General features: G+C 69.5%; 16 protein-coding genes. 7 read left to right on the top strand and 9 right to left on the bottom strand.

What is annotated here, in order from left to right; translation table 11 throughout:
- Window positions 1–87 precede the first annotated feature (87 nt).
- Entirely contained in the window at window positions 88–1,281 is a 1,194-nt protein-coding gene (locus tag ACFWY9_RS24315) for an MFS transporter (RefSeq protein ID WP_378340008.1), read from the bottom strand.
- Between the two features lie 580 nt (window positions 1,282–1,861).
- Between ACFWY9_RS24315 and ACFWY9_RS24320 the strand changes: the two genes are divergently transcribed.
- Window positions 1,862–2,596 carry a hypothetical protein gene (locus tag ACFWY9_RS24320; RefSeq protein ID WP_378328319.1) on the top strand — a complete coding sequence of 245 codons (735 nt, stop codon included), beginning with the start codon at window positions 1,862–1,864 and terminating at the stop codon, window positions 2,594–2,596.
- Between the two features lie 173 nt (window positions 2,597–2,769).
- On the opposite strand, the gene ACFWY9_RS24325 is transcribed toward ACFWY9_RS24320, so the two are convergent.
- A complete protein-coding gene (locus ACFWY9_RS24325; protein ID WP_378328318.1) occupies window positions 2,770–3,150 on the bottom strand; it encodes a DMT family transporter in 381 nt (126 codons plus the stop codon).
- Between the two features lie 52 nt (window positions 3,151–3,202).
- Entirely contained in the window at window positions 3,203–3,523 is a 321-nt protein-coding gene (locus ACFWY9_RS24330; RefSeq protein ID WP_378328317.1) for a DMT family transporter, read from the bottom strand.
- A gap of 121 nt (window positions 3,524–3,644) precedes the next feature.
- Here ACFWY9_RS24330 and ACFWY9_RS24335 point away from each other — a divergent pair, with 121 nt between their 5' ends.
- Both ACFWY9_RS24335 and ACFWY9_RS24340 read left to right on the top strand, forming a co-directional pair.
- On the top strand, window positions 3,645–4,013 hold the full coding sequence (locus ACFWY9_RS24335) for a MerR family transcriptional regulator (protein ID WP_378328316.1): 369 nt from the start codon (window positions 3,645–3,647) through the stop codon (window positions 4,011–4,013).
- Between the two features lie 81 nt (window positions 4,014–4,094).
- The gene (locus ACFWY9_RS24340) at window positions 4,095–4,766 is read left to right on the top strand and encodes an MFS transporter (protein ID WP_378328315.1); all 672 of its coding nucleotides are present in this window, start codon (window positions 4,095–4,097) and stop codon (window positions 4,764–4,766) included.
- A gap of 26 nt (window positions 4,767–4,792) precedes the next feature.
- On the opposite strand, the gene ACFWY9_RS24345 is transcribed toward ACFWY9_RS24340, so the two are convergent.
- Window positions 4,793–5,173, bottom strand: coding sequence for a peptidase inhibitor family I36 protein (locus ACFWY9_RS24345; RefSeq protein WP_378328314.1), 381 nt, complete (start codon window positions 5,171–5,173; stop codon window positions 4,793–4,795).
- A gap of 220 nt (window positions 5,174–5,393) precedes the next feature.
- Here ACFWY9_RS24345 and ACFWY9_RS24350 point away from each other — a divergent pair, with 220 nt between their 5' ends.
- From ACFWY9_RS24350 to ACFWY9_RS24365, 4 genes are all read left to right on the top strand, one after another.
- Window positions 5,394–6,116 (top strand): dienelactone hydrolase family protein, encoded by a 723-nt coding sequence (locus ACFWY9_RS24350; protein WP_378340002.1) that lies wholly within the window; start codon window positions 5,394–5,396, stop codon window positions 6,114–6,116.
- Window positions 6,117–6,386: 270 nt separating this feature from the next.
- Window positions 6,387–7,400: a S1 family peptidase gene (locus tag ACFWY9_RS24355; protein ID WP_378340003.1), complete on the top strand. Its 1,014-nt coding sequence runs from the start codon at window positions 6,387–6,389 to the stop codon at window positions 7,398–7,400.
- Between the two features lie 225 nt (window positions 7,401–7,625).
- Window positions 7,626–8,609, top strand: coding sequence for a S1 family peptidase (locus ACFWY9_RS24360; protein WP_378340004.1), 984 nt, complete (start codon window positions 7,626–7,628; stop codon window positions 8,607–8,609).
- 152 nt (window positions 8,610–8,761) lie between these two features.
- A complete protein-coding gene (locus tag ACFWY9_RS24365) occupies window positions 8,762–9,646 on the top strand; it encodes a sigma-70 family RNA polymerase sigma factor (RefSeq protein ID WP_378340005.1) in 885 nt (294 codons plus the stop codon).
- Window positions 9,647–9,685: 39 nt separating this feature from the next.
- Here the strand turns inward: ACFWY9_RS24365 and ACFWY9_RS24370 are convergent, their stop codons facing one another.
- From ACFWY9_RS24370 to ACFWY9_RS24390, 5 genes are all read right to left on the bottom strand, one after another.
- Window positions 9,686–10,045 (bottom strand): YciI family protein, encoded by a 360-nt coding sequence (locus ACFWY9_RS24370; protein ID WP_378325725.1) that lies wholly within the window; start codon window positions 10,043–10,045, stop codon window positions 9,686–9,688.
- Window positions 10,046–10,139: 94 nt separating this feature from the next.
- Window positions 10,140–10,718, bottom strand: coding sequence for a hypothetical protein (locus ACFWY9_RS24375; RefSeq protein WP_378325731.1), 579 nt, complete (start codon window positions 10,716–10,718; stop codon window positions 10,140–10,142).
- Window positions 10,719–10,965: 247 nt separating this feature from the next.
- The gene (locus ACFWY9_RS24380; RefSeq protein WP_378340006.1) at window positions 10,966–13,221 is read right to left on the bottom strand and encodes a heavy metal translocating P-type ATPase; all 2,256 of its coding nucleotides are present in this window, start codon (window positions 13,219–13,221) and stop codon (window positions 10,966–10,968) included.
- Window positions 13,222–13,246: 25 nt separating this feature from the next.
- Complete coding sequence (locus tag ACFWY9_RS24385; protein WP_378325723.1) at window positions 13,247–14,158, bottom strand: hypothetical protein; 912 nt, start codon at window positions 14,156–14,158, stop codon at window positions 13,247–13,249.
- 48 nt (window positions 14,159–14,206) lie between these two features.
- Entirely contained in the window at window positions 14,207–14,416 is a 210-nt protein-coding gene (locus ACFWY9_RS24390; RefSeq protein WP_378325722.1) for a heavy-metal-associated domain-containing protein, read from the bottom strand.
- Window positions 14,417–14,723 lie beyond the last annotated feature (307 nt).

The following is a 14,723-nucleotide window of genomic DNA, read 5'->3' on the forward strand; positions in this document are numbered from 1 at the left end:
ATCCGCGAAAGCGTTACACCCCAACGATTGTCTGCTTCAGGAACCGCTCGGCGTTCGCTGGCATCTCTTCGGCGACAGCACGTCGCACTAATCGGCCGGCTGAGGCTTCTTGGTGAACCCGCGAGTGGTCGGCACCAGGCAGGCCACCACCGGCACCACGAAGCAGCTCACCGCGCACACGGCGAGCACCGGAGTGGCGCCGTAGGTCTCGATCGCCGGGGCGATCAGGGCGAGGCCGGCCGGTGCCAGACCGTAGGACAGCAGGAAGTCCAACGACGACACCCGGGCCAGCTTGTCCGGCGCCACCTCGCGCTGCGTCGCGGTGAACCACGGCACGTTGAACAACTCGACGCCGAGCCCGGCGATCACGTACGCCGCCACGACCATCGCGGGGTGCACCGGCACCAGCAGGGACAGCGGCGCGAACCCATAGCAGGCAAGGCTCACGAGCGCGGCCCACCCCTGAGCGCGCGGCCGCCAGCGCGCGATGAGCACCGCGCCGAGCAGCGCGCCGATCGCGTACGCGGTGGTGGCCGCGGCGAGCACCACCTCGGTGCCGTACCGGTCACGGCTCACCATCGGCAGCACCACCATGCTCGCCGAGTATCCGAACGCCAGCATCGAGGTGAGCGCGACCAGACCGGCGATGAACCACGGGTGCCGGCGTGCCTCCCGCACCCCCTCGGTGAACTCGGCGAGGAATCCGGCACGGGCGGGCGCCGGCGCCGGGCCGGACGCTTTCCCTCGCGGCGGAACCACTGCGGCGATCAGCCACAGTGCGGCCATGCCGAACAGCAGCACGCGCACCGGCAGGAACGCGCCGAGCAGCGTGGTCAGCCCGGGCGCCACCAGCGTGGTCACCCGGACCGCCAGCGACGTCGCCGCGTTGGCCTGCTGGCGGCGCCCCTCGTCCACCACCTCGGCGGTCAGCGCCTGGAACGCCGGCCGGCACGCGCCCTGGCCGGCGCCGGACACCACGGCCGCGATCGCCATCAGCACCACCGACCGGCCGAGGCCGAAGGCGATCACCGGCGTGGCGGCCGTCGCCATCAGACCGGACCACAACACCACCCCGCGCCGCGAATACCGGTCGGCCAGCACGCCGGCGACGGGGACGGCGGCGATGAACCCGGCCGTGCGCGTGGCCAGCACGACGCCGAGCCCGACCGGACCGAGGTCGCCGTGCAGCACGGCGAGCCCGAGCACGAACGGCAAGGCCCAGGTCGCGAGCCCGGAGGCGGTGGTGCCGGTCCACAGCCGGACGAACCCGCCATCCCGCAGGATGGAGCGTGCGGAGGCGGGTGAGACGGTGACCGGCACGGCATTCCTCCCGAACTGATAACGAAAACCATTGTCATCATAGGCGACGGACCGGCCAGGTGGACCTTGGAGGTCCCGTTTTCCGTTCGCGCCGGCGTCGCCGTGGTTCTCGTCCCGCTCGCCGCCGGGGGCGGAGATCACCGCCGTCCCGGTCTCCGGCGAGCCCGCCGAAGTCGCCTTGACACGCGCCGACACCGCCCTTGGGGTATCCGGCACCCTGGACAACCCGGCGTTCCCGCTGTAAGGCATCCCCATCGGGTGCTCGGTGAAATGCGGGCGCCAACGCGAAACTCCAGTCCGGCTTGGCGTGAAACGACGTCACTGAAACAGGTGAAGATTATTCCGCCCCACAAGCTTTCGTCGTGACCGGCCTGCGAGGTCAAGGTGGACTTCTGGATATGGTTTCGGTCCGCCGGCCGAGGGGTGAGCAGCCAAGGGACCGGATGACCGGGACGATTTCATGAGAATTTCATCGGCCGGGATCACCCTTGTGCGGCACGTCCACGGATTGCTCACCACGAGCAGAAAGCGAAGGGGAATCATGCATTTCAGGCGAAGGTGGCGCGCCGCGACGGCTGCGCTGATGCTCTGTGGTCTGCTCGCCACATCAGGAACCGCCACCGCGAACGCCGCCCCGGCCCGCGCGGCGAACGCGTGCGGACCGGTCATGTTCGTGGTTCCGGGTTACCGGGACGGGGGCCACGAGATGCTGGACCACGCCCCCGCGGGCGTGAATCCGGTCCGCATCCCGTACCCCAACAGGGATACCGACATCAACCTTTACGCCGACGTCGACGCCGGCGTCGCGAACCTGCGCACCGCTCTGCACGACCTCTACGTGAAGTTCAACTGTGACCTCGGCACGAAGGTGTACATCGCCGGGTTCAGCCTCGGCGCGCTCGTCGCGGGTACCGTGCTGGAGACCGAGCCGCCCGGGCGGAACATGCAGGGCATCCTGTTCTCGGACGGCCGTCGTCAGTCGCAGGAGTCCAACTGGCCCGGTGACCCGGGCGGCCTCATCGGGCACATCCCGGTTCCCGGCCCCGGCGGATCCGGTCTCCGACCGCTCGACGGCTTCAAATACCCGACGCTCAGCCTGTGCAACGGTCCTCGTTCGGCTGGCGGCGCCGACGGTATCTGCTTCATGAGCACCATCACCGACCTCAACGGCTACTTCACTTCGCACCCCTTCTACACCTTCGACGTCGCCAACGAACTGCGTATCCATGGCGAAGGCCCCTACCCGAGCAACCTGCGCAACCGCGTAATCCCCTGACAGACAGGTTTCTCCGAACAGCCGGTGTCGTGCCGCAAAGGGTGGGCACGACACCGGCCCGTGCCACGCTTTCCCTTCGGGCCACACCCGCCGTCTGTCTACAGTGGACGTAACGCGCCTCGGCTGCCCCACATTCTGTTGAGAGCTGCTGATGCCGAATGCACACTGGCCCGCTACGCCGCGCTCGGTTCGGCGCGCTGGGGCCGGTCGGCGAGCTTCAGCCAGATGACGCCGGCGATGATCACGGTCAGCCACAAGGCCTTCGCCGGGGTGAGGCTCTCGTCGAAGAACACCGGCCCCAGTACGGCCGCTCCCACGGCACCGATGCCGGCCCAGACGGCATAGCCGATGCCGACGTCGATGGTACGGAGTGCGACGCTGAGAGCGAACAGCGTCAGCAGGAAGAAGACGACGGCGACGAGAGACCACGGCACCACCGTGAAGCCGTGACTGCCGCCGACGGAAAGTGCGTAGCCCACCTCGAAGACGCCGGCGAGCAGGAGGACGAGCCATGCTCGCGCACGCGTGCCGGTGCGGGTCGTGGAGTTGTTCATGTCTGGTTCCTTTCGTGGTGATGTCGTTGGCCTGTCCGGACTGCCGCGGGGTTCAGGCCGCTCCGCTGAGCTGGAGGCCGATGACCCCGGCGATGACGACGGCGATGCCCAGCAGCTTGCGCCAGCCGAGGCGCTGGCCGAAGAGGAGCGCGCCGAGGACGACGATCCCGACGCCGGCGATGGAGGTCCAGATGGCGTAGCCGGCACCGACCTGGAAGGTGAGCAGCGCGAGGCTGAGGAAGTAGGTGGCGACGCCACCGCTGACCAGCGTCGCCACGGTCCAGACGGGGCGGGTGAAGCCTTGGGCCTTGCCGGCGGCGACGGCTACGGTGATCTCGAAGATGACGGCGATGCCGAGGTAGAGCCAGTGCATGATGGTCCTCTGATCGATTCGCCAGGGCACCCCCGGTGGGCGCCGGCCTGTCGATCGTGGAACCTGACACCGGTGTCAAGTGCAAGAACGGGAGCCCGCGGGACAGGAGCAGGAGGACTTCATGCGGATCGGTGAGCTGGCGGAGGCCAGTGGTGTCAGCACCCGCTCGCTGCGGTACTACGAGCAGCAGGGGCTGATCAGGTCCCAGCGCACCGTCGGCGGGTGGCGGGACTTCGACACCGCGATGATCGAGCGCGTCGTGATGATCCAGCACCTCTTCGCCGCCGGCCTGGGCAGCGGCACCATCAACGAGCTGCTGCCGTGTCTGGAGGCGCCGCCCGAGGAACGCACGGGAGTCATGGAGCGGCTGCTCGCCCAGGAGGTCGACCGTCTGGAGGCCAAGCGCCGCGACATCGAGCGCGAGCTGGAAACCCTGCGGGCACTACGAAGCGACGTCGCTCTTCCGGACGCGCGCGTCCGAAACCCATGACCGCCGCGATGAGGTTTCCCTAGGAGACGGCTTCTCAGCGATGTGGCCTCTCCGCATCGCCGGACGCTATACGGTGTGCGCATGTACGTGACGCCGCCCATGCGGAACGACCCACGCCCGGCCGGAGGACCACCCTGGTGGCTGGTCATCGGACCCGGGCTCGCCGCGCTCATCGGCCTGTTCCTGCTCACCGTGATCTACCGCTTCGACGGCGTTTCGGCGCTGCAGGCCGATCTGGGGATGTCCAGTCAGTCGCTGCTCCTGATCGGCCTCGTCGCTTACCTCGTCGCGGCCGTGCTCGCCTTCCCCGCGGGTCTGCTGCTCGGCGCGCGCTTCCCGACCTCGGTGACCGTGCCCGCGATCTGCCTGATGCTCCTCGGCGTGCTGCTGGTCGCCTTCGTCCCGGACAGCGGACTGCTCCTGGTCGGGCGGGTGCTCAACGGACTCGGCGCGGGTGCGGCCCTCGGCGTGACCGCCGCGCTGATCCGGCGGCTCCGCACCGGTCGCGCCGCCGCGGCCGGGGTGACAGCGGGCCTCGGTGTTCTCGCCCTGGTGATCGCGCCGTTCCTCGGCGGACTGATCTCCGACGCCCTCAGCTTCCGCATCGTGTACCTGATAGCCGCGCTGTTCGTGTTCGTCGCGCTCGTCGCCGCCGCGGTCACCGGCATCGTCACGCTGATGTCGGCGAAGCCACCGGCCCCGCCGATGCCCCACGGTGTGCCGTACCCGCCGCAGGGTCCGCCGCCCGCCTGACGCGACAGCGGACCGCGGCCCGGTGGTCAGCAGTGCTTGGTGAACGCGTGGGAACGTCCCCGGTCGTTGGCTGCCTTGTCGGTGGAGACCTTCTGGCCGGGGGCAAGGCAGATGGTGACGTGACCGGTGCGGTTCTCCCCGTCGAACACCTTGACGTGGTCTGCCACACCCGGCTTGGAGTCCGCGTGGTTGACCCAGGAGGAATCGTTCCTGGCGAGGCCGTCCTCCCACTCGGGGTCGTCTCCCCGGAACACGAACCGGTGCCCGGTGAAGTTGGCGTTCGTCCACACACAGAAGGCGCCGATGGGACACTCCGCGGTTGTCGCGGCTCCGGCCGTTCCCGTGAGTACTGATGCGCCGACGAGTGCGAGAACCGCTGCGGAGGCCGTGGCTTGTCTCGGAGTCATTCGCCGTTTCCTTTCGTGTCCGCGGTCACGACCGCGCCAGGGGAAGCTCTTCTGAGGATCGAGGCCCCACGCCAAGGCTGCTCGACTCGACCCGTGCCCGACAGCGGAAACGGGCGGCTTCACCGGCCCATGGGTCACCTGATCGCGATCGGCTCGGAACGGCTGACCGTCAGGGGCGAATCGGGTGCCCGGGGACCGCGGGGTTCGCTACGTTCGGGTCATGGTGACCACGAAGGACATCGAATACATCGTCGGCGAAGTCACGATGGTGGGACGGCTCGCACTGCCCGACGGCACGGACCAACGGCCCGCTGTCCTGATCGCGCACGAGGGCAACGGCCTCAGCGATCGCCAGCGGGCGAACGCCGAGCGGCTGGCCGAACTCGGCTACGTCGCGTTCGCGCTGGACTACTACGGCGGCGGACGGCTCCTCACCGACCGGGACGAAATGCTCCGGCACTTCACCGAAATCCAGAGCGATCAGGCGCTGACCCGGGCGCGCGGCGCGGCCGGGCTCGACGTGCTCCTGGCCGAACCGCGGACGGATCCGGCGAAGGTCGCGGCGATCGGCTACTGCTTCGGCGGCGCGGTGGCGCTGGAACTCGCCCGGGCCGGCAAGGACCTGAAAGCCGTCGTCGGCTTCCACGCCAGCCTGAGCACACCGACGCCAGGGGATGCCGCGAACATCACCGGAAGCGTGCTGGTCTGCATGGGGGCGGACGACCCGATCATCCCGCTCGACCAGCGCGTCGCGTTCGAGGAGGAGATGCGCGCGGCCCGGGTGGACTGGCGCATGAATCTCTACGGCGGTGCCCAGCACAGCTTCACGAACCCGGACGCCGATCCGGCCAACGCGCCGATGCCGGGAATCGTCTACCACGAAGCGTCGGCGAAACGATCCTGGCGAGCGATGCTCGACCTCTTCGACGAAGTCCTCGCCTGAGCGCGAACCGGTCGCCCGCTTCCCCGCCGGGCACGCCGGGGAAGCGGGTACCGAGGATGTTTCGCTCGGCGACCGAGGATGTTCTTCCCCTACCGGGTTTGACTAATAGGTATTCGCCGACGCGTCGTTTCATGCGCCGAAATGCCTATTCGGGCGTTTTCGCCGGTGTCGTCAAATTGATCACCGACTTTAGTCGCTGGTGGTCAGTGCTTGCCGAACCGACAGTTTCCTCGTCACATCAGCGCCTCACCTGGCGAAGAGGAGCAACTCGTGTCGACCCGGAAATCCCTCACCCTGCTGGCCGCGGTGTCCACCGCCGCCCTGATCGGCGGTGTCTGCGCACAACCGGCAGCCGCGCGTCCGACGAACCTCGCCCAGCCGCAGCAGACATCGGTCCGTCACGCCTCGCAGGTCGCGCAGACCTTGGGCACGGCCTCCGGCGGTTACTACCTCGAACACGGCAAGGCGGTGATCAACGTCCTCGACGACGCCTCCGCGCACAGAGTCGAGGCGGCAGGGCTGACGGCCAAGAAGGTCAAGCACAGTTTCGCGGCGTTGACCGGCGTCAAGAACTCGCTCGACCGGATCCGCGGCGTCCCGCAGACCGCCTGGGGTATCGACACCCGTGCCAACCAGGTCGTCGTCACGATCTACTCCGCGGCGTCACAGTCCACTTCGGACACTGTGCGCGCGGCGGCGGCCCAGTACGGCGACAGCGTCCGCGTCGAGCACAGGACCGGCAAGCTCGAGCTGTACATCGCCGGTGGCGACGCGATCCAGAACGGCACGAACCGCTGCTCGCTCGGCTTCAACGTCACCCGGGGCGGCTCGCCCTATCTGCTCACCGCCGGGCACTGCACCAACCTCGGCGGCACCTGGAGCGGCGGCGACGTCTCCGGCGCCCAGATCGTGGAAAGCGACTGCCCCGGGGCCGACTCCGGACTGCTGACCCGCCCCAACGGCACCGGCCCCGGCGAGGTCAACACCGGTCAGCCCATCACCAGCGCCGGGGAGCCGACCGTCGGCGAGCAAATGCAGAAACAGGGGTCGACCACCGGCGGTGGCAGCGGCGAGGTCACCTCGGTCGACCAGTCGGTGAACTTCGACGTCGGCGTGCTCAACCACGAGTTCGGCACCACCGCGCACACCGACCACGGCGACTCGGGCGGCCCGGCCTACGACGGCTCGGCCGGGCTCGGCACGCTGTCCGGCGGCGACGGCGTCACCAGCTACTTCTACCCGCTGACACTGGAACTGCAGTCCTACGGGCTGTCCCTGGCCTGATCGCCCACCACGTCGTGGCCTTGCGAGACGTTCTCGCGAGGCCACGACCTTCGTCGGTGTCGAACGCGTCGGAAATGTTCGAGAATAACTCACCTCAGGGCGATCGCGGCCCGTTTCAACGGCGAAACGGACCGCATCTCCTGAGCTGAAGCCATGGCCTCGATCCGAACGCGGGCTCTTCATCCGCGCGATCCGTTTCGCTCATGTTCCGCTCAGGAGGTAAGCATGCGATCGACACGTTCCCGGCTCGGCGTCCTCGGTGTCGCCTCGTTCGGCGCACTGGCACTCGGCATGACCGCCCTGCCCGCGGCGTCCGCCGCGATGACCCCGGCAGCGGTGCTGGACGGCCTCGGCACCGCCACCGGCGGCCACTACCTCGACGACGCGGGCAATTCCGTGGTCACCGTGGTGAACAACGCCGACGCGGCCAAGGTACGGGCCTCCGGTCTGACGGCGAAAGTGGTGCGCTACAGCCTGAACCAGCTCACCCAGGTGAAACAGCGCCTCGACGCCGCCGGCAGCGTGCCCAGCGCGGGCTGGGGTCTCGACATCGCGCACAACCAGGTCGTCGTCGACGTCTACGACGCCACTCCCCAGGCACAGCGGCGGGCTCTGCTCGACACGGTCATCCAGTACGGCGACATGGTGCGCGTCGAGCACCATCCCGGCGCCATGTCCCTGTTCATCAGGGGCGGCGACGAGATCAGCAACGGCCAAGCGGCCTGCTCCAACGGGTTCAACGTGGAGAAGGACGGCCAGAAGCTGTTGCTGTCCGCGGGCCACTGCGAGGTACTCGGCGGCGGCGGGCCGTGGAACGACGGCAAGACCGTCGACGCGGTGTTCCCCACCGAGGACAACATGATCGTGGAAAACGCGTCGGGCGAAGGACCGAGCGAGATCAACGACGGCACCAAGATCACCTCGTTCGCCGACGCCACGGTCGGCGAGCAGATGAAGCGGGCAGGGCGGACGTCCGGCGTGACCTCGGGCAAGGTCACCAAGGTCGACTACACCTTCGAAGCCGAGGGATACACCGTCTACCACGAGTTCTGCACGACCGCGCACTCCGACCACGGTGACTCGGGCGGCCCGGCCTACGACGGCGGAAAGGGCCTCGGCACCCTCTCCGGCGGCGACACCCAGACGTCGTGCTTCTTCCCGACGACGCTGTCCGCCAAGCGATACGGCGTGACCCTTCCCCAGTCCTGAGTCCACAGAGGACCCAGATGCCGGTAAGGCCACCTTGAGGGGGTCCAACGCCCTCAAGGTGGCCTTACCGGCACTGCGCGCCCGCGGGCTGTCACATTCGCCGTCGCGGCGGGCTCATCCGGGAGAGCCTGGGTGATGGGATGGTGTGATCGATGAACGAGAACGAGTGGCTGGCCGAGCGGTTCGAGCAGCACCGGCCCCGGCTGCGGGCGGTGGCCTACCGCATGCTCGGCTCGCCGGCCGAGGCGGAGGACGCCGTGCAGGACGCCTGGCTGCGGCTGCGCCGGTCCGACGCCGGGGAGATCGACAATCTGGGTGGCTGGTTGACCACGGTCGTCGCCAGGGAGTGCCTGCACGCGCTGCGGACGCGGCGGCGCCGCCGGGAGGCCCCGTTCGACACGCACCTGCCCGATCTGGTGGTCGTTCCGGACGGTGACCTCGATCCGGAGCAGGAGGCGCTGCTGGCCGACTCGGTCGGCCTCGCACTGCTCGTCGTGCTCGACCGGCTCACTCCGGCCGAACGGCTCGCGTTCGTGCTGCACGACATGTTCGAGCTGCCCTTCGACGACATCGCGGGCATCGTGGGCCGCACGCCGGCGGCCACCCGGCAGCTCGCCAGCCGGGCACGACGCCGTGTGAGCGGTGCCGAAATCCCCGAGGCGGACCCCGATCTGACGCGCCAGCGAAAGGTCGTCAACGCCTTCTACGCGGCCGCGCGGTCCGGCGGTTTCGACGCCCTCGTCCAGATCCTCGATCCCGACGTCGTCCTGTGCACCGACTTCGGTGCCGGTCGCCCGCCGACCGTCGTCCGGGGCGCGGCGACCGTGGCAGGGCAGGCTCAGGCCCCGCGCGGCGGGCAACTGCGTCCCGCTCTGGTCAACGGCATGATCGGCGCGGTGATCACCCAGGACGGGCAGCCGTTCTCCGTCATGGCCTTCACCGTCGCGGGCGACCGGATCGTCCGGATCGACGTCCTCCGCGACCCCGGCCGCGTCCGCCGCCTCGCCGCCGCGGTACTCGACCAGCCCGGGTGGTGAACGCCGGGCCCGGCGCGCGTGACACGCCGGGCCCGGGCCTCACCAGTACTTGGCCGACGGCCGGATCTCGACCGCGCCGCCGAGTCTCGCCTGCGGGACGCGAGCCGCGAGGGCGATCGCGGCGTCGAGGTCCTCGGCCTCGACCACCGCGAACCCGCCGACCGCGTTTTCGCCGTCCAGGTACGGCCCCTGGGTGGTGACGGCCGAACCGTTTTCCACCCGCACCGTCGTCGCGTCCGCGGGCAGCCCCATCGGCGGAGCGCCCTTCCAGTTCTCCATCGCGCTGAGCGCGGCCCAGTCCGCGTAAGCCGCCTTCACGTCCTCGTCGGAAACCGTCTCGGCCTGCGGCGTACCCGGCAACGGATAGCTTCCCTGGTGAATGACCAGTACGAACTGCATCGTCGTCCTCCTCATCGGCTTGGTGTGCTCGGCGCACACACCCATGAGCCCGGACGACGCGACGATGTGACCGCCGGGGACGCGGATTCTTCGATCAGCGGACGTCGCGGCACGGCGGCGTGTAGCCGTCGATGCGCAGCCCGCGGAAGTCGAGCGTGTTCGGGGTCTTGCCGACGAAGACCAGGCCGCGTGCCTCGCGCAGCGCCGACGCGAACGAGTAAGACGGCTTGCCCAGCTCGGGCAGCCAGGTCCACGCGTCGGGCGCGAAGCCGAAGAACTTCGTCACGAGCTTCCCGCCCGTCGACGGCACCTTCGTGAGCCACTTGTCGCCGCCGCTCCAGTGCGAAGCCGGGCGCAACTGCACGTAGAGATCGTCGGTCGCGCTGTAGGTCAGCCAGAAACCGGACGACGCCGAAAGGTCGGCCTGCGCCTCGAACCGATTGCCGAGCCAGACGACGATCACATGCCACTCGGCCTTGAGGAACACCACTTTGGCCGCATAACGGTCGCCTTCGCGCACGAGCAGGCTCCCGGTGGCCGGTACAGTGGTGCCCTCGCCGCTGGCAAGCCATTGCTGCAACCGGTCGATCGACGGCGTCGCGCACTCACCACAGCGCCCGGCCGTCACGGTGTTCGCGTGGGCGACGGTTGTCGTCCCGCTGAGCGAAACCACCAGCGCGAGCGCGAAAGCCACGCGCCTCCAGCGGAAAATGTTCCTCGCACGACCGTGTTCCGAACCTACGCGCATTCGAGGGAAATTAGCACAGATCGAGGGACGTCGTAAGGGACGAAAACCTTGTCATCATGGTGTTTTCGCCCGGCGAACCGAGCGACGCCCTGTCGCGAACGCTCCGTTCGAGACGATCAACGTCCCGGACGGAGCGTTCGCGGCAAGGGGCCAACGGCATCCCTCGGTCACCTCATGCACTCACGCCGCGGAAGCCACGCAGCCGGAGGCTGTTGCTCACCACGAAAACCGAACTGAACGCCATCGCCGCGCCCGCGATCATCGGGTTCAGCAGCCCGGCCGCCGCGAGCGGCAACGCCGCGACGTTGTAGGCGAACGCCCAGAACAGATTTCCCTTGATGGTGCGCAATGTCCGGCGGGACAGGCGGATCGCGTCGGCGGCCGCGCGCAGGTCACCGCGGACCAGCGTGAGATCGCTCGCTTCGATGGCCACGTCGGTGCCGGTGCCCATGGCCAGGCCGAGATCGGCCCGCGCGAGCGCGGCGGCGTCGTTCACCCCGTCCCCGACCATGGCCACGACCTTGCCCTCGGCCTGCATTCTCCGCACGACGTCCACCTTGTCCTTCGGCAGGACTTCCGCGATCACCTCGTCGATTCCGACCTCGGCGGCGACGGTCCTGGCGACGGCTTCGTTGTCCCCGGTCAGCAACACCGGGGTCAGCCCCAGTTCACGGAACCGGACGACGGCGTCCGCCGAGGTCGGTTTCACCGTGTCCGCGACGACCAGTACCGCGCGCGCCTCGCCGTCCCAGCCCACCGCGACCGCGGTGCGGCCCCGCGCCTCGGCGTCGGCCTTCGCCCGCGCGAGGCCGGCGGGCAGCTGCTGGCTCCACTCCTCGAGCAACGCCGTCCTGCCGGCCAGAACCGCCCGTCCGTCCACAATGCCCTGTACGCCGAGACCCTCGATGTTGGTGAAGCCCTCGACCTCGGGCAGTTCCCCGGTCCGCTCGCGGGCACCGCGGGCGATGGCTTGCGCGATCGGGTGTTCCGACGCGTTCTCCAGTGCACCGGCCAACCGCAGCACCTCGTGCCGCGCAACGCCTTCGGCCAGGTGAACGTCCACAAGGGACATCTGACCGGTGGTGACGGTGCCGGTCTTGTCGAGCACGATCGTGTCGACGCGCCGGGTCGACTCCAGCACCTCCGGCCCCTTGATCAGGATGCCGAGCTGGGCACCGCGGCCGGTACCGACCAGCAACGCCGTCGGCGTCGCCAGCCCGAGCGCGCAGGGGCAGGCGATGATCAGCACCGCGACCCCGGCGGTGAAGGCCGCCGACACCGTTCCGCCGGCGCCGAGCCAGAACGCCAGCGTCCCGGCGGCCAGCGCGATCACGATCGGTACGAAGATCGCCGAGACCCGGTCGGCCAGCCGCTGCACCTGTGCCTTGCCGGTCTGCGCCTCCTCGACGAGCTTGGCCATCCGCGCCAGCTGGGTGTCCGAACCGACCCGGGTCGCGCGCACGACCAGGCGGCCGCCGGCGTTGACCGTCGCCCCGGTCACCGCGTCGCCCGGCCGGACCTCGACCGGCACCGACTCGCCGGTCAGCATGCTCGCGTCGACCGCGGAACCGCCTTCCTCGACGACCCCGTCGGTGGCGATCTTCTCGCCGGGCCGGACCACGAACCGGTCCCCCGCCGCCAGCTGGTCGATGGGGACACGGTGTTCCCGGCCGTCACGCAGGACCGCGACGTCCTTCGCGCCCAGCTCCAGCAGGGCACGCAAGGCCGCTCCGGCCCGGCGCTTCGACCGCGCCTCGAAGTACCGCCCGGCAAGGATGAACGTGGTCACCCCGGCGGCGACCTCGAGGTAGATGCTGCCGTCGCCGGACATCCGCTCGATGGTCAGCTCGAACGGATGGGTCATCCCCGGCACACCCGCGCTGCCGAACAGCAACGCGTAGAGCGACCACAGGAACGCGGCCAGCGTGCCGAGCGAGATCAGCGTGTCCATGGTCGCCGCGCCGTGCCGCAGGTTCGCCCACGCCGCCCGGTGGAACGGCCAGGCCGCCCACACGATCACCGGCGCGGCCAGCACCAGCGAAATCCACTGCCAGTAGGTGAACTGCAGCGCGGGCACCATGGCCATCGCGATCACCGGCACCGAGAGCACCGCCGAGCCGATCAGCCGCTGTCGCAGGGATCGCGTCGGATCGTCTTCGGCGGACTCACTTTCGGCGGACTGTTCAGCGCTTTTCGGCGTCGGCAGCGTCGCGGTGTAGCCGGCGGCTTCGACCTGCTGGACGAGCTGCTCGGGTTGGACGCCGTCGGCGTAGACGACCTTGGCCTTCTCGGTGGCGTAGTTGACCGTCGCGGTGACGCCGTCCAGCTTGTTGAGCTTCTTTTCGATGCGCATCGCGCAGGAAGCGCAGGTCATCCCGCTGATCGCCAGTTCGATCTCACCAGTGGGACCGGCCAAGGACGCGGTCATCGAACTCTCCTTCCCGCTCATGGCTTCAGCGCTGTCCGCTGTGGACGGTGAACTCCGCGGTGCGGACCGTTCCGGCGTGCTGGAAGTCCAGGAACAGCCGGTAGGTTCCGGCCGACGGCGTCTCGGCGTGGAACGTGATGCCGGGGCCCGCCGGGGTTGTGCCGTCCCCGGGCGCGCCGTCGGGATGGACGTGGAGGTAGGCGAGGTCGCCGCCGCGCAACGCGACCAGGTGCCCGTAGGCGCCGAGGTAGGGCTGCAGGTCGGTGACGGGGCGGCCGTCCTTGCGCACGGTCAGCGTCACCTTCGACGGCTGTCCCGGGATCAGGTCGCCGTCAAGGCGCACCTGGTAACCGTCCACTGAGGACTCACGCGACGGCTGCCGCTCGACCGGCCGGAAGTCGCCGGGTACCGCCAGATCGACGCCGAGGGTCATGCTCTCCCCGCCGGTCGGCGTGAAGTCGGCGAAGGCCCGGTAGCTGCCCGCCGACGGCAGGTCCAGCGGAACGGACCAGGTCCCGTCGGCGGCGAGTTCGGGATGCACGTGCCGGAAGACCGCGGTGTCCCGGCGGGTCACGATCAGGTGCAGCCGCTTGTCGTGCGCCACGTCGAACGCGGTGACCGGGCGGCCGTCGGGTCCGGTGATGCGGAAGGTGAAGGGCTCGGTGGTTCCCGGTGCGAGCGTCGTGGTGGTGGGCGTGAGGGTGTAGCCGCCCCTGGACGACGCCAGCCCGCCGGGCTGGTCGGAACGCGTGGCCTCCGCGACGGTGCCGCTGTGAGCGTCCCCGTGCCCGGTGTCCTCGCCACCGTGCGCTCCGGTGCGGCCGGGAGTACCGGCGGCACCGGCGAAGGGACCGACGGCCGCGCCGAGTGCCCAGGCGCCACCGGCGACCAGGACGAGCGCCGCACCGTAGGCGGAGAGCTTCGCTGCTGTGTTCATGTCTTCCTCAGCGGGGCATCGCCCGCGGGTAGGGGAACTGCCGCCGGGTCAGGCGGCGAGCTCGTATCCGGCTTCTTCGACCGCGGCGCGCACTTCGGCGAGCGCGGGTTCCCGGGTGCTGCTCACGGTGACCGCGCCGGTGGCCAGGTCGACGGCGACGTCGGTGACGCCCTCGATGGCGCCGACCTCGTCGGTCACCGCGCGGACGCAGTGGCCGCAGGTCATGCCGGTGACGGTGTAGGTGGTGGTCCCTGCCATGACTGGCTCCTTCTCGTACTCGATGGCGTTCCCGGGGTGCACGACTTCACTGCTCAGCACATGCCCGGCCCCTCCCGTCCTCATACCCCCTAGGGGTACCTGACAGAGAGGACACTATGCCCGGGGACACGCGTTGCGCAAGTACCCCCAGGGGGTAGCCACGTGCACTAGGTCACAACGCGACTGCCACCCCTGAATGGGGGGGGGGTGGGCCACAAGCGAGAAGGCCATAACCAACGCGAGCGGCACAGCCCCCCCGGACACCCCCAACCGCGCCCACCCCCCCGCACCCCCCCACACCACCCAC

Source organism: Amycolatopsis sp. NPDC059027, from assembly GCF_042739735.1.
Lineage (GTDB): Bacteria > Actinomycetota > Actinomycetes > Mycobacteriales > Pseudonocardiaceae > Amycolatopsis.

Excerpts from the sequence above, each read along its gene's own strand:
- ACFWY9_RS24320 (WP_378328319.1), top strand. The coding sequence starts at position 1,862 with ATGCATTTCAGGCGAAGGTGGCGCGCCGCGACGGCTGCGCTGATGCTC.
- ACFWY9_RS24325 (WP_378328318.1), bottom strand. The coding sequence starts at position 3,150 with ATGAACAACTCCACGACCCGCACCGGCACGCGTGCGCGAGCATGGCTC.
- ACFWY9_RS24330 (WP_378328317.1), bottom strand. The coding sequence starts at position 3,523 with ATGCACTGGCTCTACCTCGGCATCGCCGTCATCTTCGAGATCACCGTA.
- ACFWY9_RS24335 (WP_378328316.1), top strand. The coding sequence starts at position 3,645 with ATGCGGATCGGTGAGCTGGCGGAGGCCAGTGGTGTCAGCACCCGCTCG.
- ACFWY9_RS24340 (WP_378328315.1), top strand. The coding sequence starts at position 4,095 with ATGTACGTGACGCCGCCCATGCGGAACGACCCACGCCCGGCCGGAGGA.
- ACFWY9_RS24345 (WP_378328314.1), bottom strand. The coding sequence starts at position 5,173 with ATGACTCCGAGACAAGCCACGGCCTCCGCAGCGGTTCTCGCACTCGTC.
- ACFWY9_RS24350 (WP_378340002.1), top strand. The coding sequence starts at position 5,394 with ATGGTGACCACGAAGGACATCGAATACATCGTCGGCGAAGTCACGATG.
- ACFWY9_RS24360 (WP_378340004.1), top strand. The coding sequence starts at position 7,626 with ATGCGATCGACACGTTCCCGGCTCGGCGTCCTCGGTGTCGCCTCGTTC.
- ACFWY9_RS24365 (WP_378340005.1), top strand. The coding sequence starts at position 8,762 with ATGAACGAGAACGAGTGGCTGGCCGAGCGGTTCGAGCAGCACCGGCCC.
- ACFWY9_RS24370 (WP_378325725.1), bottom strand. The coding sequence starts at position 10,045 with ATGCAGTTCGTACTGGTCATTCACCAGGGAAGCTATCCGTTGCCGGGT.
- ACFWY9_RS24380 (WP_378340006.1), bottom strand. The coding sequence starts at position 13,221 with ATGACCGCGTCCTTGGCCGGTCCCACTGGTGAGATCGAACTGGCGATC.
- ACFWY9_RS24385 (WP_378325723.1), bottom strand. The coding sequence starts at position 14,158 with ATGAACACAGCAGCGAAGCTCTCCGCCTACGGTGCGGCGCTCGTCCTG.
- ACFWY9_RS24390 (WP_378325722.1), bottom strand. The coding sequence starts at position 14,416 with ATGGCAGGGACCACCACCTACACCGTCACCGGCATGACCTGCGGCCAC.